The sequence below is a fragment of the Streptomyces sp. NPDC057565 genome, from assembly GCF_042801455.1.
In the GTDB taxonomy this organism is placed as follows: domain Bacteria; phylum Actinomycetota; class Actinomycetes; order Streptomycetales; family Streptomycetaceae; genus Streptomyces; species Streptomyces yanii.
In genome coordinates, this window is the sequence record NZ_JBHVFU010000058.1 from 24,784 (window position 1) to 46,806 (window position 22,023).

Below are 22,023 nucleotides of genomic sequence, written 5' to 3' on the forward strand. Positions count from 1 at the left end.
ATCGCGCAGGATCGCACCCACGACGAGAGCGGCCGGACACGCTTCCTGCCGGGTCATGTCGGCCTCCCGACCACCTGAAGCACACCCTGATCCGTGGCCGGTGAGGGGTCGAGGACCCTCGCGATCAGGTCGTGCTTCCACAACGGCAGGTGCGCGGGCACTGCCCAGTAGGCGCCGTCAGGTGTCGTGCGGCGCCCGGGCTCGGGCAGGCGCACCACACCACCGCGTGCCCACAGCCGGCCCACGGCTCCGTGCCGAGTCGGCCCGTCGGAACCAGCTTCGGTGACCAGCACGGCTGTGCGAGCGGCGGGCAGCCCCAGGACAGGACCCCACCGGTCCTCATCAGTTCGCTCCAGCAGGGTGCGGCATGCCTCGGGAGTGATCCGGACGAAGTCGTAGCAGTCACCGACCAGGTGCCGGCCCGCCAGACCGGTGCAGTCCGCCACGAGTTCGGACTCGGGTTCCCATCGATGGCCGGAGGGGACGAGCTCCAGTGGGTCTTCCGGGTTTCGACCGGAGTGGGCGGCACGGCGGGGGAGCGGAGCGGTGAGACGAGTCTCCAGGCGCGGTGGCGTCAGCCTGGCCTGAGCATCGAGGATCTGGCGCGCCCAGCCTTCGACAATGAGCTGACAGTCGGTCAGGCCACGGGCCCGCAGCTCGCTGAGGCACTCCTGCACGCGGTACTGGGGCAGGCCGGTCACTGACGCGATGTCGCGGACCAGGCGGTCATCGGGCGTGTCCAGGGCCAGTGCCCGCCACACGGTGCGGACGTCGTCCGGCACATCCCGCTCCTCGGGCTGCCCTGAGGGCAGCAGACGCTGCAAGCACGCCTTGTGCGTCAGCGTCCGGACCGAGCGGGCCTTCGCCGACAGCAGGCAGTCGCGCAGATACGTACGTGCGGTACCGGGAGTGACATCCATGCGCGCCCCGGCCTGCTCGACCGTCAGCCCCTCCACGGCCATTAGAGCCAGCAGTTGGCGCTCGCGAACGTGGAGCGTCATCGGGCCGGCCCCTGCGCGGGCCACGACCGACAGGTGCTCCGGCGGGGCCAGCACCGTGGTCTGCTCATCCAGAAACCCGTACTGCCAGCCCGCGACGACCAGACGGCAGTCCGGCATCCCCGTGCTCCGTACACGCTCCAGCTCCAGCTTGACGTCACGCACCGGCAGCCCGGTCTGTCGGCTGATCGCGTCCGCCAGATGACGATCCGGTACGTCAAGTACCAGCCCCCGCCACACTGCGGCCAGGGCCTTGGACTGATCCGGGGCCCGCACTGGTGCTGGCCGGACGAGCACCTCTGCGCGCAGAGCCTCGTGTATGAGCGCACGGTGAGCCTTGACGCCGGCCACTTGCGCACATGCGCGCAAGTGTGTGTACACCGTTGACTTGCTGATGCCTGTCCTTCGTACGGAGCCCTCGGCGCTCAGACCGGAAGCAAGTAGCTCCAGGACCCGGTGGCGGATGGGTTTGAGGCTCCACGGACCGCCGCTGCCACCGTGGCCGGCTCGTGGACCGCCAAGGTCTGCTCCCTCCTTCCCGGACAGGACACCATGGCGGAAGCCGAGCCGGATCAGCCCGTGCCAGGAGGTCTGGTACTGCTCCGTCAGCTGGTCGAGCGCGGAACGGAGCTCGTCCGGATCCACTCGGGCCGAAGCTGCGAGCTCCGGGACCAAGGTCCGGTCCGGCACGTCCAGACGCAGTCCGGCCCACACGAGCTCGGTCAACGGGTCCAGAACGAGCTTCGCGGCCCGTTCCGGACGGTTGGCCAGCTGGCGGGACTCGAGCACATAGACCAACGCTCGGAGGCTTCTCACCTGCATCATGGTGCGCGCTCTGTCGATATGGCGGTTCACCGAAGCGACGCTGATATTGAGCGTCCTGGCGGCCTCGTCGGGTGTGGCGCCGTCGGCGATTGCTTCGCAGACTTCCTGGGTACGGGGCGTCAGAACCCCGCTTTGTGCGTGCATTACGGTTTCCCCTGCTGTACGGCGAGATCAGCGACGAACGCAGGGTCCGCGACGGGGTAACGGTCGTCGCGGCCCGGTGTGCGGTAGGCGATCCACCCGTCCGGGCCCTTCACTAGATCTGGCACCGGAGACTCCTCGTTTGCGGTCATGGCGATGTAGGGCACGTGCCGGGCCTTGAGAGGGCTCGGCGGCACGCCTCGATCGGCCCGGACGTCATGTCCGACGGGCTCGCGAGCCATCAGCGGATGTCTGTGCGCCCGCAGACAGTGCATGGAGCCAGTCGCTTCCTCGGGGTTCATCCGCTTATCGGTCATAGTGCTGGTGCTTCCTCCTGTGCGGTGGTTGGGCCGGCTGTCTCCCGAGACGGGCGGGGGTGGGAGACAGCCGGGGCGCTGGGCTGCAGGCGGAACCGCGGGGGACGGCTCGCCGACAGATGCTGCGCCGCCTTCTCCGGTGCCGGCTTCGTGTACGGCCCTTTCGGCGGCCGCGCCGGTCAGAGAGGCCCCGTGGATGCCGCGTCTGCAAGGACTCTCTCCATTGCGGGCACGGCTGGCTGGGGGCGGTCAGTGACGTCCGAAGTCGGGATGGAGCGCGATGGCCGCGTACGCGCCCGAAGCATGGTCCGGGAGGTGAACATGCGGATTGCCCTGGTGGTACCGGGATATGGGAACGACTCCTGGCTCTCGTAGAGACCATGGGGCGAGCAGCTCCGCGATCTCGTTGCGGGTGCGCGGATGGAAGGGGAGCCCTACATCCGAGAGGTGCCGGGCTGCGGCTGTCGCTTCGCGCGTTCGGAAGTCGGCTGTGACGTGGGTCATGGAAATTGCGCTGCCTGGCGGAGCCCAGGCATTCACCTGGTCGAGCACGAATCGGGCTTCGGCCATGCTCCTCCAGGGCAGGGCATCGAGGGCCAGCACGCCTACCGGTTTCCCGGGGTCCAGACTCTCCACAGCCGGGGCTCTGAGCACGCTGAATGTTGCGGAAGTCCGCGTGAACGAAGGAGTGACTGCGAGGGCTCACCGAAGCGCATGTGCGGGTGCGTCCGGCCATCGTGCTTTCGGTGTCGACGTGGACGAACCTGGCTTCTGGCGCTGCTGCGCAGACTGGTTCGTGTGGTCCGGCGTATCCGTTGCCAATGGGTAGCAGTCCGCAGCCCAGGTCCGGGAACTGTGTGATGCCGTGCTCTTGCGCAAGTGCCGCGACCGTCAGGTGCCCATGAATACGGTTGATCAACAGGGTTGTTTCAAACCATGGCGCTGCTTCCGCTACACGGTTGGCGACCTGCCTGTCGGCGGGGTAGTTGTGCCGTCCGCCCAGAAGATAGTCGGTGATCCGGGCCGAGGACGGGGTACCGGTCCAGTTGCGAGCTGTCCTTTCACGGTCGTGAGGGGCTGCGAGCCTCATGCTGGTGGGGCGCGCACCTGCACGGCCGAGTCCTTGCAACGGTTCCGGCGCCTGGGATGCACGAGCGTGCCTGGTGGGGGTCATGCGGCGGCCCATATCGAAGTCCTGGGCAGCGGTGTCCGGAACCGTGCGGACCATAAGCCGGGGGTGTCGCCCAGCGCCGTTTGCCCCAGACGCAGGATCTGGATGTCACCGGTGCCTGCGGGCGCGCAGGTGTGTTCCGCGTCGCGGAAGAGCCGCTCGACTGGACGGCTGGTCATGAGGCCAGCCGCTCCGTGTACGTCCATGGCGGCGCGGGCGGAGTCGCGCACCGACTCGACGTTGACGAGCTTGGCATTGATGAGGTGATCGTCGCACGGCAGTCCCCGATCCAGGCACGCGACGGCTTCGTACGCGACGCTCTGGGCTGTGGTGAGGCGCGACGTCATCACCCCCAGCTTCTCCCTGATGGTCGGCAGTTCCGAGAGAGGACGGCCGTAGAGCGTGCGCTTTTGCGTGTAGCCGACTGTTTCCTCTACGAGTGCCTGGTGGATACCGAGTGCCACAGCGGTCAGATTCGGCCGTCCGTAGAGCACGCTAGAGGAGTAGGCGACACTGAGGCCGTCTCCCAGATCACCAAGAAGGTTCTCGGCCGGTACCCGGCAGTCCTCCAGGATGAGTTCGCCGAAGGAGAACCCGCGCAGTCCCATGGAGGGTCTGTGCTCGCCAAGGGATAGGCCGGGCCGGTCGGACTCGACCAGGAACGCCGAGAGGCTCTTCGGCCCGGCCTTCTTCGAAGTGCGGACGACAATGCCGTGGAGGTCTCCGATGTGGGAGTTGCCGATGTAGCACTTGCGGCCGTTGAGTATGTACTCGTTGCCTCGGCGCCGTGCCGTGGCCTGCATGCCCAGGACATGGCTGCCGGATTCCGGCTCGGTCACCGCGATGGTGGGAAGGCAGGATCCGTCGGCGATCCGTGGGAGCCACATCTTCTTCTGCTCGTCGTTCCCGAAGTGGATGATCTTCGCCGCCCCGAGCTGCGACGCCTGCACCATCGCACCCACCGCACCGGACACCCGGGACAGCTCTTCGACGATCAGCGTCTTGGCGAGATGGCCTGCACCCATCCCCCCGTACATGGGGTCGATGGTGGCGCCGATCCACCCCCGCTGAGCCATCACGGACGCCAGCTCCCGCTCGACGGTACCGCTCGATTCCATCTCCGCCACCTGCGGAGCAACTTCGGACTCGGCGAAGGCCCGCACCGCCTGGCGAAGCTGCTTGTGCTGCGGTGTCATGTACAAGTTGGACATCGTGTGCTCCCCTCCCTGTTGATCGCTCGTGACGTGCGGTGGCGCGGGTTCGGGCTACGGCTGGATGCCGGCGCGCCGGTACAGGAAGTTCATGACGTCGTCGCGGCGCTGCTTGATCAGGGCGAGGGATTCCCGCCCGGTGCTCAGGCCTCGCTCCACAGGGCCCACGAAGCACACCGTCCCGAGCACCGTGTCGCCGTGAAGGAGTGGAGCGCCGGCGTAGGTGCGGATTCCGATCAGGTCGACGACGGTGTTCCCGGCGAACCGCGGGGAGGAGAAGACGTCGGGCAGGACCAGGGCCTTCTTGCGGTCGACTACCTCGGGGCAGAACCCGTGGCCGAGGGGCATGCTGCGGCCGACAGTCGGCAGCTCGCTGTCGTCCCCGGGCGTGTGGAGTCCGAAGAACTGCTGCTGGTCCCCGAAGATGTTGACCATGGCGTAGGGGACGCCTGCCTCCTGGGCCAACTGCGTGGCGAACGCGTCGAGCTCCGGCTCGGGGCCGGTCAGGCCGAAGGCGCGCAGCACGGGGTCCCGTTCGGTTTGCGGCGTACCCGAGTGGGGGGTGTCGGTGGGGAAGGTCATGCGAGGGCTCCAGAGGTGAGGTGACGGCGGCGCCGGAGGCTGTGTTCGACGAGGCGGATCAGAACGGTCATGGCGGACGTGCGCTCACGGACATCGCAGGTGAGGACCGGGACTTCGGGGTCGAGCTCGAGCGCCTGGCGTACTTCGGCCGGCGTGTAGCGGTAGGCGTCGTCGAACTCGTTGACGGCGACGACGAACGGCGTCTTGAGCTGCTCGAAGTAGCTGACCGCGGCGAAGGAGTCCTGCAGGCGCCGGGTGTCTGTCAGGACGACCGCGCCGACCGCGCCGTACGAGAGATCGGGCCAGGCGAACCAGAAGCGCTCCTGTCCGGGCGTGCCGAAGAGGAAAAGGATCATGGGGCGGGGCGGCTCGTCGAACGTGATCCGGCCGAAGTCCATGGCCACGGTGGTGGTGGTCTTCTCCGCCACGCCGGTCAGGTCGTCGATGTCTCGCCCGGCGTCGGTCAGGACTTCCTCCGTCATCAGCGGCTCTATCTCGCTGACTGTGGCGACCATCGTGGTCTTGCCGACGCCGAAGCCGCCGGCAACCACGATCTTCAGCTCCGCCACAGGGAGCGCCGCGCCCCCAGGTTCAGAGCCGAGTGTGTAGGCCATGAAGAAGTGCCTCCAGTAGGTGTACGTCGGGATCGGCTCCGGCGCCGACGGGGTTGGTCCGAGCCAGCGCATCGCAGTCGAGGAGGTCCCCGACCAGGACCTTCACCACTTGCACGGGCTGGTACGTCCGGGCGGCGAGTTCGGCAACGGAGCAGGGAACGCCACTGCAGTGCAGCAGCAGCGCCTCCCCCTCAGGACTGAGGTGGGCCGCCCCGGGGGCGGCCGGTCGGGTGATCAGGCAGGTGGTGAGATGCAGCGTGTGGTGCGAGCGGGTGCGGCCTCCGGTGATCGTGTAAGGACGGACGTCCGCTAATGAGCTGTCGGCCCATCCGCCAGCCTCCACGTCACAGCCCCTGCCCGCTGAACGAGTTGGGCCGGGCCTCCACGACCAGGTGCTCATCCAGGCCCCCGATGAAGGTCGCCATCACGTAGCCGACCTGGCCGGGGTCCGCGGTGGGCGCGGTCACGACGGCCAGGACGGTGTTCACCGCCTTGTTGTCCGTGAACTCGGCGCCAGCGCTCATCACGAAGAGGCTGCCGTCGTCATGCTCGACGACGACCTGGCGGATCCCGCCCTGCGTGTTCCTGAACTGCTGGCGCCCGAGCGAGTACAGCCCGGAGATGACGGCTGCGAGGTTGTCGGCGTCGTCGATCGGCTGTTCGGTCCACGCCAGCTTCAGTCCGTCACCCGAAGCGAGGAGGGCGCGGGTCGTGCCGGGTGCCTTGTCGAGGAGCCCGGCGAGCAGTCCGCTCAACTGATCTCGGGCGGACGTGACAGGGGTCGGGAAGCCGTCGCTTTGCATGGATTTCTCCTGTTCAGGGATGGGGGGCTGAGCGAGGGGCGTCTCAAACGGCGGGTGGCTGAGACTCGGGGGAGTCTCCAGGCGGTCTGCGGGAGCGGAAGTTCGCCATCAGCCCGCTGGTGGCGCGTCCCGCAGGTGCTTGCTGAACCAGAGGCGGGATACGCGTCTCGGCCGCGCCGCGCCGGGGCAGTTGCGGTCGGCTTCCGTTCTGACTGGGAGAGGCTGCGGGTGCGCTTTCGCCCTGCAGAGCAGGACGGATGCGCCGGGGCAGCTCAGCGGTGTCGTCCAGGTGAGGCACCGTGTGCTCCCGTCGCGCCGGGCCGGGCATGTGCGCGGAAGGACGTGGGCTTTGAGGAGGGGGCTTGGGCGAGTGCTGCCGGTCGGCGGGGACGAGCAGCTCCTTGGGGAGGACCACGACGGCCTGCGTCCCACCGACGATGTTGGGCCCCAACTGAATGGTGATCTTGTGTCGTTTCGCGAGGAGGGCAGCGACCAGGAGGCCGATCTTGCCTTCCCGTAGGCGGGCGCGAGGGTCCTCGCTCTCCGGCGCGGCCAACAGGCGGTTGAGTGATTCCCTCTTCCGCCGCGACATGCCGGCGCCGCGGTCGAGCAGTTCGATGGCTATCCCGTCGGCGGCCTCATGGGTGTGGACCTCTACTCGGTCACTCGAGAAGCCCGTCGCGTTCTCCATCAGGGCTGCGAGCAGGTGCACCACGTTCGGGCTGACGTATCCCGGCAGTGCGGCAGCCGTGTGCTGGGACGAGGCCACGCGCACACGGTGATACTCGGGGATCTCCGCGACGGCGCGCCGGATCGCCGTGGCCAGCACCACAGGTGCACTGTCACGGGGAGGGGCGTTACCGCCCAGGACAGCGAGGCTCTCGACCGCGCGCCGGATCTGGGTCAGCAGGTGATCGACCCGGAACAGCTCGGCCATCAGCTCCGGGTCCTCGATGTCCCTTTCGACCTCGGAGATGACGGTGATGCTGCGGTTGACCAGACTCTGCAAACGCGGCGAGATCGACTTGAAGATCTCGGCGAGCTCCGCCTGCGCGTTGAGGTGCTGGTGCTGGCGGGTCGCGGCCAGCATCACCGTCTTCCACGCCTCGTCGAAGGCCTCGTCCAACAGGACAATGGCGTCAGCGCACAGGTTTCCGGTGCGTGACGGGGCAGCGGTCGGCGAGAAGTTGGTGTGTGCGGTGCCCTGCTCAGCTTGCTCCGCTGCCCAGCGGACGTGCTGTCGGCCTCTACCGATGGCAGTGACGACCTTATCCAGAGCCTGAAGAGCGGCGTCTCGCTCTCCGCGGACTTCCCCCATCCGGGTCAGGCCGCGGCGCGCGTGAAGCGACCGTGCTCCGGTCCACCACAACGTGCAGGCGGCTGCGGCGACAGCTGTCGCGATGCCGAGCGGGGTGGGCAGTACGTCGAATCCATCGAGCAGCCAGCCACCGGCCACCACCGCTCCCGTGAGAGCGCTCCCCGTGAACGCGGGCGGAAGGGCCACGCTGTCACTGGCATGAGCGCGGTGACGCCGGCTGGAAGGCATCGCGACCTCGACTGTGTGATCAGACATGGCACATCTCCCGAGTCCGAAGTCCCATCGGCTGCCGGGCGACGTTCCGCATCCGGGCACGCATGAGGCTGAGGCTGTCGTGCAGTACGACCGCGTCAGTGGTCGGATAGGTCAGCGATTCAGGTGGTGCGACCCAGAAACGGTGGTGGCAGAGCGACTGGGGCCCCTGGGGCGAGCACCGTAGTGACGGCCCGGGCTCGCATGCCGAGTGCGCGGCCCTCCACACGTCGGCGGTACCGCATGTGACCGGCACGAGCAGCCGTCGGTGCGTCATGCAGCACAGCAAGGGGCCGACTCGGTTCCCGCAGTCGATCATCTCGTCGAGTGCGGCCATGCCGAGGCCCATGCTGACGCGTACGACATCGAGCGCGAGCGGCAGCGCCAAAGGCGGCGGGGCCTCGCAGAATTGCAGCCGCCAGGGGTGGCGAGTGCTCAGTAGGGGAGTCATCAGCTCTCCGGTCAGGACGGGACAGGCCCGTCGGGAGGTTTCGGTCACCGCGGCCACCGGGCGGCCGCGGCTGTGAGCAGGGCGTTCGGCCCATCCGGCCGAAGGGAGGGAGGCCGGAACCGAAGCTGGGTGCGGCTGTCGTTTGCTCACCGCTGCGAACCGGGCACGGGCCGGGACCCGCCCATATGATCGAGCACTGACTTCAACTGGAGGGCCAGCCGCCGCAGATGGACGCGCGACTGCAGGAAGTCGTCGGTCGGCGGTGCCTGCGCGGCCAGCTCCCGGACCGCGACCAGCGCCTGTGTCCACGGTCCCGTCCGCGGCCCCTCGGCACCGAGCTCCATGAGATGGCCGCGCAGCCGGAGCAAGAGGTCCTCCACATCCTGCTGCCTCTTCGGAACGGGCGCTTCGTCATCGATTACCAGGCCGATAGTCTCCCCGGCGCGCATGACCATCGACTGGGAAACAACGGGCCGCTGCGCCGCAACGTACACATTCCGCACCACGCCGCTGGCAGCACCGACGGCCGACAGACTGCTTCGCCCGCGCCAGGCCTTCCAATGGGTAGAACGGCAACGAACAGACATGAGAATCCTCAAATGCGACGCGAAGGGAAGCAGGAAGAAGGGGAGGAGGCCACCGGGGCCGGTGAGGCTGGGCCGCAACCCACGGAGGACGGCTTACGGACCGCCACGCACCAGCCCCGGTGGCCGGTCTGAGGGGCTACGGCGTACGGCCGCCGAACAGCCGCAGCGCGTCACGTACGCACCCGACGAGTTCGGTGCCATCGAGCAGCGGACAAGGGGCCTCGGTCCGGGCGTCCCACGGTGGGGTGTCCCATCGCCAGCCGGATGAGGGTGGAAGGATCAGACGTCCCCCTGCCCCGGATTCGACCCGGACGTTCTCCATCCCGGCAAAAACCCTGCCGGTCCCGGCCCGGATCAGGAGTGTGGCCTGGTCCTGAGACGCGATCAGACAGGGCACTGGCCCCATGTCCCGTCGTCCGAGCAGAACCATGGCCTCCATCCCGACCACGCGTGGAACCGTCACGGCATCCATGGCGGAACACGTCGTGCTCAGAAGGCTGCCCCGATTGGTCTTCAGCTCGGCGGCAGCACGGTGCCACGGAAGGAGCGTCGTTTCGACGAGTAGGGGCCAACACAGAACCCGGTCATATGCTTCGATCACCGCCCCCTTATCCGAAGCCTTCGGAGGCCAGCTCGCAACCGCCTTCATGGCGTCCTCCTGCAATCGCCGCCGCTGGACAGGGACCCCATCGGCGACACCTGCGTCTCGATGGCATCCAGGACCGCAGGCGAGCACTGTCCCGACGAACTCTCAGCGGCCAGGGCCGCAGCAGCCGCCGCCCCGCTGTCGGCACCACCGGTACGGAATCCGGGCTGGAGAGGGAATCGAGGTCTCCCCAGGGCGCGCACACACAATCGCGGGCCGCTGAATGCCGCACGGGCATGGAGGTAGCGGTGGTTGTCGATGAGGTAGCCCTGTCCCGGCGAAAGAATGATGGTGTGCCGGTGGGCTGTGATAGCCGCTCTCAGGTCAGCCAGGAAGCGACCCACCACAGGACTGAACTGGGCGAAGTCGTCCTGCCGGTAGCGGATCGAAGCTCGGCCGCCCGGGTGATGTGTGAAAACCTGGCTGGGGCGTCCGCCGCCGCCGCCGTAGAAGGCGGTCCCGGGCCGGCTCAAGAGATCCACGGCCTCCGGGACCATGGCCGTGAGGTGATCGTGAACGGCCTGCCCGTCGGTGAGGAACACCTCGCCTCCGCGCACCGGACGCCGGAGACAGACCAGGAGCATGAGCCGCGGCGGCTCCGGAGCGCTCGATCCCTCGGTATGGGCATACAGCTCGCCAGTACCGAGACCCGCCAGCCCCGGCCGCCGCGCCCCCTGCCCGATGTACTGGATCGTCGTAAGGCTGTCCGGATCGCTGTGACGATGAGGAACCAGCGCCATGACCCGCCGGGCGAACGCGAGGACCGACGCCCGGGATCCCAGCCCGTCCACCATCACCAGGCCACGCTCGCGCACCTGCTCGGCGATCCGCCCGTCGGCATGACCTATCTGCGGCTGGGTAGTGCGCCTTTGGATTCCGGTAGTAGGGGTACACGTCAACATGGATGTGCTCCTCTGCAAATCGGACGCGGTTCGACCAGGGTCCGAAGAGCAGGGCACCTGGTAAAGCGACAGATTGTCGACCCGGACAATTCGGGTAAGAAGTCCGAGGGTCGGTAGCCGGCTGCTACGGTCCGGGAACCCGGTCCACCCGTCGCACCCTGGGAAATTGCATGTCGTATCAACCGTCGCTGTGGCCGGTCTCGGTCAAGACCGTGGCTCTGGACCACAAGTCGCGTGTTCTCCTGCTGCGCAACGAGCGCCAGGAGTGGGAACTGCCCGGAGGGCGCCTGGAGATCGGCCCTCCGTCCGGGTCGAACGCCGCCGACCACAGCCCTGAAGCAGCGGTGGAGCGAGAACTGCGGGAGGAAACTGGCTGGGACGTCAAGGCCGGAGACCTCCTCGACACCTGGATCTACGAGCCGCTCCCCGGGCGCCGAGTCCTGATCGTCACCTACGACTGCACGGTCCTCACACCGGAAACGCCCCCGGTCGTCAGCCACGAGCACTCCCGCGCCGGCCTCTTTGCCGAGCACGACGTACCCGGGCTGACGATGCCTGACGGCTACAAACGGTCCATCGCTGCCGTGTACGCCGCCCGGAAGAAGAGGTGACAGGACATGACCGGGCACAATGTGCGGGCCATGCGGCCATCCGTCCGGCACGCCGCGTGGCACTGGGCCACACCGGAAGCGCAGACCGTCCTCGCCACCCGAGACCTCGCGGCCATCCTCCGCTTCCACCGCCGCGTGCACGGCCAGAGCCAGACGGAAACTGGCGCCCTCATCGGCTACGACAAGACTTACGTTTCCGCGATCGAGCTCGGCAAGCGCCGGCTCACCGATGTCGCTGCTCTGAGGCACATCGCCGACCGGCTCGACCTGCCGCCACATGTCCTCGGCGTCACCGATCCTGCGGACACCGACTTCCAGGCCATGGTCCAGTTCGGCCAGTCCACCGTGCGTCTCGCCGAGATCGCCCGGCAGACCGGACATGCTTCGGAAGCCGTTGCCGAACTTTGGCCGCTCGTGGCCCGGCTGGAAGCCCGGGCACGAGACGGACACACGGAACGCGAAGCACTTCGACTGCTTGCCGACGCCCGCCTGGGACTCGGTACCGCCCTGGGCAACGTTCTGCCCGAAGAACGTCTCGCCACGGCCGCGCACTGGACTGCCAAGAGCCTGAACGTCGTGACCTTCCTCGACGACCCCGCACTGACAAGCACGGCACTGCGCATGCACGGAAATGAACTGCGCAAAGCGGGACTCATCGGCGCCGCCGTCAACCGCCTTGTCTCCGCTGCGTCCCTTGCCCCCGACCGCATGAGCCGCGCAGCGGTCCTTCCCCTGCTCGCCCGCGCGGCTGGCGCCCTCGGCAACGCCCCCCTCTTCGACCGCGCCATCCAGGAAACAAGGATCCTGCTCGACGAGGTCGACCACACCAGCCTCGTCAACCCCGTCGCCCTTCACGAAATCGAGCTTCGGGGCCTGATCGGCACCGGCCGCGCGAGCACAGCCATACTCCGATCTGAACAAGAAACACCGGCACCGACCATGGCAGCCGCACCCCAGTGGCGCGTCATCGAACTCACCACCAGCGGCAAGGTCCGCCTCCTGGGCGGAGACACACGCGGCGCCGCGGAGTTGCTCACCCAAGCCGTAACACAGGCACAGGCCCAACGACTTCCACATCAGCTGCAACGCATCATCCGCACTGGTGGTCACGCCCTGGGCGAGGTCAGAAGCGCCGCCACGCACGCCCTTTTGCAGCTCCGGACCGAGTTGGCCGCGTAGCACACGCATGGCAGTCAGCACGTGCTGTGTCGCAGCCGCGTGCACCACGCCCTCTCCGAAATGGCCTCCGCGGACACCACGCGACTGCCCGCAGCCTGGTTGTACGGCGGCAGTAGGCACGAGCCTTGGGTCGGTGTGGATGGACAAGCATCGTCGTGGCAATCCCACTACCGCCCTGCGCCACACCTCGCCGAGATGGCCCCATGCCGGTGGCAGATGCCGGGCGGGCGACAGTGGCGCGACAGAGCTGTACCCCAGCGAGTTGCTGAGGTGAAGAGCGGAGGTCATCGTGTACCTCCTGCCGTAAGAGCTTCGTGCCCGGATTCCTCTACAATGTGGGTGTCAGCCGGTTTGAGTAGTTCAAGAAGGTGCCGCGTGGCGTCGGTGAGCGCGTCGATATGAGCCCGGGATTCTGAGAGATCACTGGGTGTCTCCTTCCCACTCAGTTCACGAGCGATGTCGATCCGTTCATGCACCGGCTCTTTCCCCGAGGGGAAGTCCATGTGAAGGGCGTGCGTCAGCTCCATAATGTGCCCGCGCAGCAGCATAATTACGCCCTGGACCTCGTCCGGCCCAATTGAATGGGTGCCCTTGTCGAGGATTTCGCGCACAGTCTGCCGAGCCATTCGCACAGACCGCTGCTCGCCCCGGCAAATGTCATTCGAAATGACGGTGGAGGGCGCCACGCATACGGGCGGGGCGACGGGTGTAGGTGGCTTCGTAGCAGTCACTGGGAGGTCTCCCGCTGTCGTCTTGCCCGCCTGGTGCGGTGGGGCGGGGCGGAAGCCGAGGTGTGGGCGCTGACTCGATTTCGGTGAGTGATGGGTGTGAAGTTTCGCGACCCGCGGCTTGCAACGACCCCAGTTCGGCCATGCAGACCCGTCAGGTGTTGAATCAGCACGGTTTTCACTCCTCACTACGTTGCGGACGGCAAGGCTGCTGGAAGAGAGACGCGGATCGGGCAATGTGCAGATTGTTCTGCAGGCTGATCTGAGAACGGATGCGGGAGCGGTTCTCTCCAGGTTGGACGGGGGAGCAGAAGCTGGAGAGAGCCGGTCGGGAAGACGGTGGGCCCGGTGGCTGGCCGTTAGGTCTTGATGCCCAGAGCTGCCAAACAGGGCACATCTTCGGTTTTTGATTCGCCCCTGTATTCGTGATTCCACTGGCTAACGGGCACCAGCCCAGGCGGTACCAGCTTCAGCCCAGAAAGGAGCTGTGCGATCTGCCCGCTGCTACGGATCCGTGCGGTTTGGCCGTGCTGGGTCAGTTCACGCTCTACTGATCGCATCGTGGCGTCCATGCCGTCGTCGCACATGTGGCTCAGTACGACAGCGCTACCTGGGGCGAGGGCGTCTTGGAGCTCTCGCATGATTCTGAACGGATTCTCGTCATCGCCGATGAAATGGAAGACAGCCGCGCAGAACAATGCGACAGGGCGATCGAAGTCCAGCTTGTAGCTGACTTTCTGAAGGAGCTCCTGAGGATTGCGCAGATCCTCGTCCACGAACGAAGTCGCTCCCTCCAGCTCACTCGTTAGCAGCGCTTCGGCGTGAGCCAGGACCGCGGGATCGTTGTCGACGTAGACGACTTGCGCGGTCGTCAGCACTTGCTGCGCCGTCTCGTGAACATTCGGATAAGCCGGCAGGCCGGCGCCGATATCTACGATCTGCCCGATTTTCAAGGCGCCGGTGACGTACCGCGCTGCGCGGTGAACGAATGCACGATTCTCTCGAGCGATCCACTGCGGGTCCAGGCCCAGTTCCTTCATGCGGTTCAGGATCTCAAAGTCTTTCGGATAGGCGTTCTTGGCCGCCTGTCCACCCTGGTAGGCGGCATAAAGGCGAGCAGAACTGACCGGCCGAAGTGGCGGCTGCCTGTCGAGCATGTCACTCCTCCCCGAACACGGCGTCTCCTGCGGTGAGATCGCCAGTCAGGCGTTCCTCCGAAACGCTGCTGATGGACCTCCCGGTGGCTCGCAAGTGTGCATCGGGTGGTGTCGTTTCGCCAATTCATGGGGGAATATTCCCCCATGAATATTTCATATTCATGGGGGAATATCGGTGATGGGCTGGGGCAGCGTCAAATCAGGCCCCTGCTACGAACGGTGACCGCAGCACGATCCCGGGTTCACTGAAGGGCGCAGACGTCGCGCCCAGCCGTCGGAGGACACATGCTCACCCGGATCACCTTTCGAAGCCAATCAGACAATCACTGCCCCATGCCTAGGAATCATCGGCGAGACTGAGCGGGAGCAAAGGTTCGAGGAGGCGACGGGACATGGCGGCCGGACGGCGCTGCGAATGTGGCACACCCCTGAGTCAGTACAACAGCGACAAAGTGTGCGCTGGATGCGTCAGGGCCGGCAGGGCGCAGGCGGCGAGCCCGCCACATCTGTCGCCGCCGCAGCTTCCGCAAGGCTTCTGGGAGAGCCCTGCCGTCCTGTCTGCCATAGAGACACGAGACTTCGGACGGCTGAGCGAAGAAGTTCGCCGGCGGGCCGGGCTGACGCAGATCGGCCTCGCGCAACTCGTGGGACTGACCCAGGGCTTCATCTCCAAGCTTGAGAGAGGGACCACTCGACTTGAAGTGCACGAGAAGGTCCTGCGCTTCTTAGAGGCCCTCGGCGCTCCGGTGTCGCTCAGACCAGGTCTGCCCCAACCACGCCCCCATATATCAACCGGAATCCCGTCAGCACCAGGTGATGGCCCGTGCGACCTGCGTCAACTGGCCGCCATGGCCGCTGCAGAATCCCTGGACTTCGTAAGCCAGTACTCAACGGGCGCAACCCCGCCCTGGGACGTGGACGAGATCCGCCGGGAGATCGCAGCGATCGCCACGGAGTACGTACACAGCCCCCTCGAACCTGTGTTCACACGACTTCTGGCCACCCGTGGCAAGCTCTTCACATTACTCCGTGGACAGCCGAAGCCTGGCGAAGCGCTCCACCTGTTCTTCCTGACCGGAACTGCTTGCCTTCTTCTGGCTCACGCTAGCCAGAACCTGGGCGATGAAACGGCGGCCATGGCGCAGATCCGAACGGCGTGGACTTGCGCTGATCGGGCAGACCATAACGGCCTCCGTGCATGGGTGAGGGGCACTGCAGCACTGATCGCCGAGTGGTCTCCGCAGGTCCAAGCCGCCTTGACTCACACCCAGAGTGCTCTTGCTTACGCCCCGACCGGTGAGTCCCGCATCCGGATTGCGGCCATCCAGGCACGGGCGGCCGCTCGCGTTGGTGACCAGCAACGCGCTCGCTCCTCTCTGGACGTCCTGCGCCACGCCAGGGAAGAGTGGCCGGATGCGGACGGGCTCGAACAGTTCGGTGGTCTCCTGCGCTTCCCGACCGAGAAACAAGCCTTCTACATCGGCGGAACGTACACGCTCCTGGGAAACTACGAACGTGCCGAGCGGCACGCCGCGGAGGCGATCGCGCTTTACGAACAGGGAGCACCCGAGGCGTATTCCTACGGTGATGTAGCCCTGGCCCGGCTCGACATCGTCACCGCACGACTCGCCCTGGGGGAGGTAGAGGGCGCGTCGGAGGAACTGAAGAAGATCCTCGAACTGCCTGCCCAACTACGTATCCGGCAACTCGGGACATCAGTACAGAGAATTGCCAGACTCCTCACGGACAGCAAGTTCGACGGAAATCGAACGGCCCGCGAACTGGCAGATGCCGCAGTCAGCTACCGAACCATGGACACACAACCGAAGGCACCGCTCCAATGACACACGGCATCGAAGAGCATGCGGCACGCAGAGCTGCCCGCATGAGTGGGTTGCGAAGCAACCAGATGACTAAGTTGCACCAGCACGCGACCGCAGTCTTCCTCCTCCCGGCAGAACGCATCGTCGCGCGCGTCAGCCCGGTCGAGCATCTCCCCAGGCTCACCACCAGCGTGACGCTCACTCGCTGGCTCACAGGCAACGGCGTCTCAGCGACGGAACCCGCGGACCTCCAACAGCCCGTACTCGCTGAAGGGCACGTCGTCACCTTCTGGCGCTACTATCCGCAGCCCACCACGAAGAGCGCCCCCAACGCCGGGTATCTCGGCCGCCTTCTTCGGAAACTTCACCACCTTCCGCCACCACCCATCAGGCTGCCGAAGTGGACGCCACTCACCTCCTTCACCCAAACGCTGGCGCACGCGAACTCAGTGCCCGACAACCAGAAGGATTGGCTCGCCACGCGCGCGCACGAGCTCATTGCTGCCTTCGACGAACTCGACTACGCCCTGGTCCCCGGCCTCGTCCACGGTGACGCGTACCCCGGCAACTGCCTCTGGGATGGCGACCATGCGCTCCTCGGCGACTGGGATGAGGCGGCCGTCGGGCCACGGGAAGTCGACCTTGCCAACACCTACCAAGGCCAGCGATTCGGACGAACCGCTGCTGAACTCGAAGCGTTCATGAGAGCGTATGGATACGACATCACAGGCTGGCCTGGTCTACCCACGCTCATTCGCATCCGCGACATGCATACACTCAGCTCGTACATCCGCCGCGCCGACGTGGGAAACGCGGCAGCAGCTCACGAACTCGGTCGGAGAATAGCCACTCTTCAACGAGATGACACTGCCGCAATCTGGAAGGCAGCCTGAGTAGCTCCTGATTTGGCTTTTCCGGAGGGGAAGCCCTCTTACAGCTAGTTGAGTTGGCCGGACCAGCGGGGTTCGGTGCGGCTACTGTGTGGTTCCTCCGGAGCAGCGCTTCCCCCGAGGTTGCGCTCCGGAGTATCCGTCGTGGCCAGCCGGTGCAACGAATCCAGGCGACCTAATACGCACGGTTCGGACGAAGTGCACGCAGTGCCACATGATGACCCAAAAGGTATGGCAAGTGGCTATGGACGGGGGATAGAACAAGCTGTAGCTTCCCTCTACTTTCATTCCGCACGCTGAGCCTGTCCCTTCCTGGCAGATCAGCGCCCTACGCCATCACCGAGCGACCGGTGAAGCTGAAATCAAGGAGCCGAGCATGGTGATCGCAAACCTGGGCCAGGTAGTTGCGGTTGCCCGCTCCCGAGCAGCCCTCAATCCCTCACACGTCGCAAAGCGAGCCGGAATCTCCGAAGCGCAGTACCTGGCGCTTGAAGCGGGATCGGCCTGGCCGGGCACAGCCGCAGCCGAGGCAGTCATCGACGCCCTGCAGATCCCCGACCTCCAACGTGCGAGCGTCCAGGCTGTGGATACCCCACTCGACAAGTACCTCCAACGCGTCCTGCACGCCTATGGCATCCCCGCCCTCATCGTTGACAGCAGCTGGCGCACGGTCGAGGCCAACGCCTTCGCTCAGGAACTGCTGCCCGGCTCAGCAGCGCCCGGCTGGAACCTCATGCGATGGCTTCTGCTCGACCACGACGCCAAAGCACGCCTGGCCAACTGGGACGAAGTCGCACACGCTTTCGCAGCCGCGCTCCGCTACGGCCTGGTCGTCGCCCCCGATGACGCGGAGCTCCTCGCAGTGCAGGCAGCTGCCGACCCTTCGCTGCGCGCCGGCGATCTGGGCCAGTACGACTGCCCCGACGGGCAGGTGTTCGTGTGGAGATCCCCCGACGGGCCATACCAGGTGTCGGCTTGCCTGCTCACAGTGCCCGGGAGACGCCCGGACCTCCAGCAGATCACCTTCGTACCCAGAAGTATCGAGCCCGCTCACACAGACACCGACGCAGCGGAAGGCCCATCGCTATGGCACGGCCCTGTCCTTGCGGGCATGCTGACGTGCGGACTATGCGGTCACCTCCTGACAAGTGAGCGACCGGCCGCATACAGCTGTCCCACCGGCTGCTTGCCCGAGCTCGCCTCGGCGGAGCTCGAACTACGCATCGCCAACGAAGCGGTACCGCGAGCTTTTCCTCCCGGCGCAATCCGGAAACTCGCTCTCGCGCAGGAGATCCTCACCGCAGCGGGCGTCGACATGGCGCTCAACGTCCCCATCTCTGCTCAACACGCGCTGTCCCAATGGCGCAGCTCGATGACGACCGCTCAGCGTCGAGGGATCCTTGACTTGGCGTTCACGTCAGTAATCGTCAGCCCCGGAACGGGCCTCGCGGACGACTCACCAGCGGTAGACCTCGCCTTCTCCTGGAGGGAGCAGAGCTGAGGATGGTGCCACAAGGCGGGCCTCCCGGTTCACACAGGGGGCCGTCGGTGCAGGCAAACGTGGCCAGGGCAACCGCCTCCGTCACGGTGGGGCCACCTGAGCCCCGGCTGGTTGCCCCGGCTGGGGAATCGTCTCAGGTTCCGCGGGGCATTGGACCAGTGTTCGGGCAAAGGATCTGAGCCACCAGGACCGGCGGGACCCCGGCGAGCAACCGCGGCCCGGACCGCCAGGCGTGAAGGCTTGCCAGCATCCATGACACGCACCCCGCACAGGGCCACCACCACTCCCGCCCGGACCTGCGCGATGCCACCATCGAACCTCCAGCCACCAGGAATAATCACCGCCCAATGTCGTTGCCACGCCCTACAGTTGGCCCGCCGACCGCGCACGGCGGTCGACGCGTTCAATGGGGAGCTCACGCACTTGCGCATACGAAGACTCGCGGGGGCGATGGCACTCGCCACGCTCACCGCTTCAGTGACCCTGCTTGTCAGCCCGAGCCCGGCCCAGGCCGCAGACAGCATCGTGCTGCCGGTGCACTCGCACTGGCAGACCCTCGCCGATAGCGATCACGTCTACGTCAGTTCCCCCGGCGACAACGCCGTGGTAGCCACCGACCACAACGGCCAGGTGATCAAGGTCGTCGAAGGACTCGACGGCGCCCGCGGCATGAGCCTCACGGCCGATGAGTCCACCCTCTACGTTGCCCTTCCAGAGGCCGACGCGATCGCTGAGATCGACACCAATACTCTGACCGAGGTCCGTCGCATCCCCACAGGGACCGACACCGAACCGGAGAATCTCGCGCTCGCCAGCGGCAAACTGTATTTCTCCTACCAAGCAACCCCCTTCAACGGCGGCATCGGATCGATCAGCGTCGCCGAGGCCACCCCCGTCGTCGGCCTGGACGATGACCCGCAGTGGTACAGCAAGCCCCGGCTCGCCTCGTCGCCAACCGCGCCTGACCGGCTCGTCGCCGCGGACAGTGAAGGCTCGCTGGGCATGCGGGTTTACGACGTGAGCTCCGGCACCACCCAGGAGATCGCCTACACCGAAGACGTCGGCAGCGTCGAGGACCTGGCCGTCACCCCGGACGGACACAGCGTGATCACCGCGCGCGGCGGCACCTACTACCACCAGCAGTGGCGGCTGTCGGACCTGACTGAGGAATCCCAGTACGACACCGGCGCGTACCCCAACGCCGTCGCCATCGCACCCAATGGCACGGTGGCCGCAGGCGTTGCGGCCTCGGGGAAATGGGACATCTACGTCTACCGCCGCGGTGAGACCACCCCGTATCGCACCATCGATTTGTCGTACGGAGGACTGGAACTACTGCGACGGGGTGTGGCCTGGGCACCGGACGCCAGCAAGCTGTTCGCCACCCGCTTCCCGTACAGCGGCGAGGTCATCCTCGACATCATCACCGACGTTCACAAGGCGAACAGCAACATCACCCTCACCGCCCCAGCGTCACAGCCTCTCGGCGAGACGGTGACTGTCCACGGGCAGCTCAGCTCTCTGGTGCCGTTCCCGAAGAGCATGGTCGTCACCGTCAAGCGATACGACGAACAGATCGCCACCGTGAAGGTCAAGGCCAACGGCACCTTCACCTTCACCGATCGCCCCACGATGGCGGGCTGGCCTATCTACACCGTCACCTACGCTGGTGACGCCAACCACGCATCCGGCACGGGCACCGTCCAGGTAGAGATCACCGACTAGGCGGCTGATCCATCTCTGGGGGCCGGGCGCGCAACGCGGCTGGCCCCCAGACCTCGAAAGGCCCTAACGGGGGCGGGGCCCACGGCGGCGCACGGATCCCCCCACCTGCGGGACCCGATACTTTCGATGTCCGGTGGAACCCCGGCCCCCGCCGCCTTGGGCCGGGCTCCCCGACTTGGCCTTCTGTACCGGCCGGACTGGCTCGAGGCCAGCGGCGGTCAAGATGGACAGGTCCAAGGCCCATCGCTGTCGATTTCGTTGATTCCACAGCAGAAACGCTGCTCGGACGTGGTTGTCCGCCTCCGCCGCGCTCATACCCGTCACCGCAATGAGGTGGGCGAGCGCTTCGTGTTCCTTGCCGAACCTCTGGGCCCGCCCAAAATGAGTCGCGGTGTGGCACATCGTGCACAGGCATACCAGTCTGTGCAGGATCTGCTTGCCAGCACGGGCATCGAACTGCCAGCGTTCATGTACCTCCAGCCAACGCTTCACAGCCGCACTCCTGGTTTGCCCGCATACCTCGCACCGGTGGCCCGCGCGCCCCACGGCCATGCGACGCACCCGCTCCCAATCGCGCTCACTGAGGCAGTCTCGGGCATTCTTGAACCAGCAGTCCGAAGGGACCAGATCCACGAACAGTCCTGAGCCGAATGCGCGGTCTTCACCAGGAAGTACGTCAGGAAGATCCGGCAGAGCCGCCCACCGCTGCAAGTCCGGCATGTTCGGTTCCGGCGCGTACCACCGTCTGGCCACCGGATCCCACGAGGCGCCGAAACCACTGGCCGCGTCCTTCTCGGAGTATGGAACGTCCAGCCACTCCCTGCCCTTGCCTGGCGCGCGTCCGCTGTCGTTCACACCTGTCCTCTCCCCAAAGTCGACGGGCTTGCCTCGCCGTCTATCCGCGCGCCGCCAGGGTTTGCAGCCAAGCGGCAGTCAGGCGGCCTCGGGTCGCGTGGCCACGTTGGGCGGGCCAGCGTCCACAACCTTCTTGCGGTAGGTCGGGTCCGTGCCCCAGACGGTTCTGGACTTCTGTTTGTGGTAGCCATTGGTGCACTCGCCCAGCCACATGCGACCGATCCGTTCCACGCCGCGCGACCACGCGTCGTGCCACAGATAGGGGCCGGCCTGCGCATCCTCTTCGTTGTTGTACGCCGACTCCCAGCCGGTCCACAGGGCTGTCAGCTCGGCGACCACCGAACCGTGTTCCCACCAGCAGCCGTGGGGCAACTGTTCCGTGGTCAGCTCGTACTGGTCGGCCATGCGGATAACCCAGGCCGTGAATTCTGCCCACATCTCCTTGCGGTCGTCGTCCTTGACCTTGTGCCAGGAGACCGGCGCCCCGGCGACACGCGCGCCGGGACTCTCGCCGTCCTCTCCAGTTCCTCCGCCCTTGGGGCCACCGCGGACGGACCCTGCGTCCTCAAGCCGGGCGAGCCGGGCTGCGAATCCGGTGAGCTCACTGTTGATGGATTCCAGGGCATCGAAGAGTGGCCCGAGCGGATCAGACATCCCATGCCGTTTGACGTCAAGTGGCATGGGGGTGTGCGTGGTGTGACCAGGCGGTCGCTTCGTCGTAGGGGGTGCGGGTCTT

22 protein-coding genes and 2 pseudogenes are annotated in these 22,023 nt (G+C 66.4%); 7 read left to right on the forward strand and 17 right to left on the reverse strand.

All coding sequences use genetic code 11. The features are described from left to right. Positions 1 to 53 precede the first annotated feature (53 nt). From ACFU8W_RS43025 to ACFU8W_RS43085, 13 genes and pseudogenes are all read right to left on the reverse strand, one after another. Positions 54 to 1,967, reverse strand: a complete 1,914-nt coding sequence (locus tag ACFU8W_RS43025) for a LuxR C-terminal-related transcriptional regulator (RefSeq protein ID WP_384050019.1) — start codon at positions 1,965 to 1,967, stop codon at positions 54 to 56. Then, positions 1,967 to 2,092, reverse strand: a complete 126-nt coding sequence (locus ACFU8W_RS43030) for a hypothetical protein (RefSeq protein WP_384050022.1) — start codon at positions 2,090 to 2,092, stop codon at positions 1,967 to 1,969. Before ACFU8W_RS43030 ends, ACFU8W_RS43025 begins: the two co-directional genes overlap by 1 nt. A 438-nt stretch (positions 2,093 to 2,530) precedes the next feature. Beyond that, positions 2,531 to 3,509: pseudogene (locus ACFU8W_RS43035) on the reverse strand (SAM-dependent methyltransferase). Further along, positions 3,452 to 4,663 (reverse strand): acyl-CoA dehydrogenase family protein, encoded by a 1,212-nt coding sequence (locus ACFU8W_RS43040; RefSeq protein ID WP_384050025.1) that lies wholly within the window; start codon positions 4,661 to 4,663, stop codon positions 3,452 to 3,454. The pseudogene ACFU8W_RS43035 and the gene ACFU8W_RS43040 overlap by 58 nt, the downstream one beginning before the upstream one ends. Before the next feature lie 54 nt (positions 4,664 to 4,717). Then, on the reverse strand, positions 4,718 to 5,245 hold the full coding sequence (locus ACFU8W_RS43045) for a GAF domain-containing protein (RefSeq protein ID WP_384050027.1): 528 nt from the start codon (positions 5,243 to 5,245) through the stop codon (positions 4,718 to 4,720). Next, complete coding sequence (locus ACFU8W_RS43050; RefSeq protein WP_384050030.1) at positions 5,242 to 5,859, reverse strand: ATP/GTP-binding protein; 618 nt, start codon at positions 5,857 to 5,859, stop codon at positions 5,242 to 5,244. Before ACFU8W_RS43050 ends, ACFU8W_RS43045 begins: the two co-directional genes overlap by 4 nt. Beyond that, entirely contained in the window at positions 5,837 to 6,202 is a 366-nt protein-coding gene (locus tag ACFU8W_RS43055; protein WP_384050033.1) for a DUF742 domain-containing protein, read from the reverse strand. The genes ACFU8W_RS43050 and ACFU8W_RS43055 overlap by 23 nt, the downstream gene beginning before the upstream one ends. Position 6,203: 1 nt before the next feature. After that, positions 6,204 to 6,662 carry a roadblock/LC7 domain-containing protein gene (locus ACFU8W_RS43060; RefSeq protein ID WP_384050036.1) on the reverse strand — a complete coding sequence of 153 codons (459 nt, stop codon included), beginning with the start codon at positions 6,660 to 6,662 and terminating at the stop codon, positions 6,204 to 6,206. Positions 6,663 to 6,705: 43 nt separating this feature from the next. Then, positions 6,706 to 8,235, reverse strand: coding sequence for a hypothetical protein (locus tag ACFU8W_RS43065; protein ID WP_384050039.1), 1,530 nt, complete (start codon positions 8,233 to 8,235; stop codon positions 6,706 to 6,708). After that, positions 8,228 to 8,683: a hypothetical protein gene (locus tag ACFU8W_RS43070; protein ID WP_384050042.1), complete on the reverse strand. Its 456-nt coding sequence runs from the start codon at positions 8,681 to 8,683 to the stop codon at positions 8,228 to 8,230. The genes ACFU8W_RS43065 and ACFU8W_RS43070 overlap by 8 nt, the downstream gene beginning before the upstream one ends. Before the next feature lie 146 nt (positions 8,684 to 8,829). Next, entirely contained in the window at positions 8,830 to 9,270 is a 441-nt protein-coding gene (locus tag ACFU8W_RS43075; RefSeq protein ID WP_384050045.1) for a DUF6415 family natural product biosynthesis protein, read from the reverse strand. A 136-nt stretch (positions 9,271 to 9,406) separates the two neighbouring features. Further along, the gene (locus tag ACFU8W_RS43080; protein ID WP_384050047.1) at positions 9,407 to 9,733 is read right to left on the reverse strand and encodes a hypothetical protein; all 327 of its coding nucleotides are present in this window, start codon (positions 9,731 to 9,733) and stop codon (positions 9,407 to 9,409) included. A gap of 182 nt (positions 9,734 to 9,915) precedes the next feature. Next, positions 9,916 to 10,818: a TauD/TfdA family dioxygenase gene (locus tag ACFU8W_RS43085; RefSeq protein WP_384050050.1), complete on the reverse strand. Its 903-nt coding sequence runs from the start codon at positions 10,816 to 10,818 to the stop codon at positions 9,916 to 9,918. Positions 10,819 to 10,988: 170 nt separating this feature from the next. Here ACFU8W_RS43085 and ACFU8W_RS43090 point away from each other — a divergent pair, with 170 nt between their 5' ends. Further along, positions 10,989 to 11,429: an NUDIX domain-containing protein gene (locus tag ACFU8W_RS43090; protein WP_384050053.1), complete on the forward strand. Its 441-nt coding sequence runs from the start codon at positions 10,989 to 10,991 to the stop codon at positions 11,427 to 11,429. 6 nt (positions 11,430 to 11,435) lie between these two features. Continuing rightward, positions 11,436 to 12,608: a helix-turn-helix domain-containing protein gene (locus ACFU8W_RS43095; RefSeq protein WP_384050056.1), complete on the forward strand. Its 1,173-nt coding sequence runs from the start codon at positions 11,436 to 11,438 to the stop codon at positions 12,606 to 12,608. A 284-nt stretch (positions 12,609 to 12,892) separates the two neighbouring features. On the opposite strand, the gene ACFU8W_RS43100 is transcribed toward ACFU8W_RS43095, so the two are convergent. Both ACFU8W_RS43100 and ACFU8W_RS43105 read right to left on the reverse strand, forming a co-directional pair. Then, entirely contained in the window at positions 12,893 to 13,219 is a 327-nt protein-coding gene (locus tag ACFU8W_RS43100; RefSeq protein ID WP_384050059.1) for a hypothetical protein, read from the reverse strand. A 476-nt stretch (positions 13,220 to 13,695) separates the two neighbouring features. Next, a complete protein-coding gene (locus tag ACFU8W_RS43105) occupies positions 13,696 to 14,493 on the reverse strand; it encodes an SAM-dependent methyltransferase (RefSeq protein ID WP_384050062.1) in 798 nt (265 codons plus the stop codon). A gap of 392 nt (positions 14,494 to 14,885) precedes the next feature. Here ACFU8W_RS43105 and ACFU8W_RS43110 point away from each other — a divergent pair. The 5 genes and pseudogenes from ACFU8W_RS43110 to ACFU8W_RS43130 form a co-directional block, all read left to right on the forward strand. Next, positions 14,886 to 15,239, forward strand: a pseudogene (locus tag ACFU8W_RS43110) (helix-turn-helix domain-containing protein); the annotation flags it as partial. A 102-nt stretch (positions 15,240 to 15,341) separates the two neighbouring features. Continuing rightward, a complete protein-coding gene (locus ACFU8W_RS43115) occupies positions 15,342 to 16,337 on the forward strand; it encodes an XRE family transcriptional regulator (RefSeq protein WP_384050078.1) in 996 nt (331 codons plus the stop codon). A gap of 65 nt (positions 16,338 to 16,402) precedes the next feature. After that, on the forward strand, positions 16,403 to 17,209 hold the full coding sequence (locus tag ACFU8W_RS43120; protein ID WP_384050064.1) for an aminoglycoside phosphotransferase family protein: 807 nt from the start codon (positions 16,403 to 16,405) through the stop codon (positions 17,207 to 17,209). 373 nt (positions 17,210 to 17,582) lie between these two features. After that, the gene (locus ACFU8W_RS43125) at positions 17,583 to 18,707 is read left to right on the forward strand and encodes an XRE family transcriptional regulator (protein ID WP_384050066.1); all 1,125 of its coding nucleotides are present in this window, start codon (positions 17,583 to 17,585) and stop codon (positions 18,705 to 18,707) included. Positions 18,708 to 19,130: 423 nt separating this feature from the next. Next, positions 19,131 to 20,432: a hypothetical protein gene (locus tag ACFU8W_RS43130; protein ID WP_384050069.1), complete on the forward strand. Its 1,302-nt coding sequence runs from the start codon at positions 19,131 to 19,133 to the stop codon at positions 20,430 to 20,432. Positions 20,433 to 20,495: 63 nt separating this feature from the next. On the opposite strand, the gene ACFU8W_RS43135 is transcribed toward ACFU8W_RS43130, so the two are convergent. Beyond that, a complete protein-coding gene (locus ACFU8W_RS43135) occupies positions 20,496 to 21,287 on the reverse strand; it encodes a DUF5710 domain-containing protein (protein WP_384050072.1) in 792 nt (263 codons plus the stop codon). A 78-nt stretch (positions 21,288 to 21,365) separates the two neighbouring features. Next, positions 21,366 to 21,941 carry a hypothetical protein gene (locus ACFU8W_RS43140; RefSeq protein WP_384050075.1) on the reverse strand — a complete coding sequence of 192 codons (576 nt, stop codon included), beginning with the start codon at positions 21,939 to 21,941 and terminating at the stop codon, positions 21,366 to 21,368. Positions 21,942 to 22,023 lie beyond the last annotated feature (82 nt).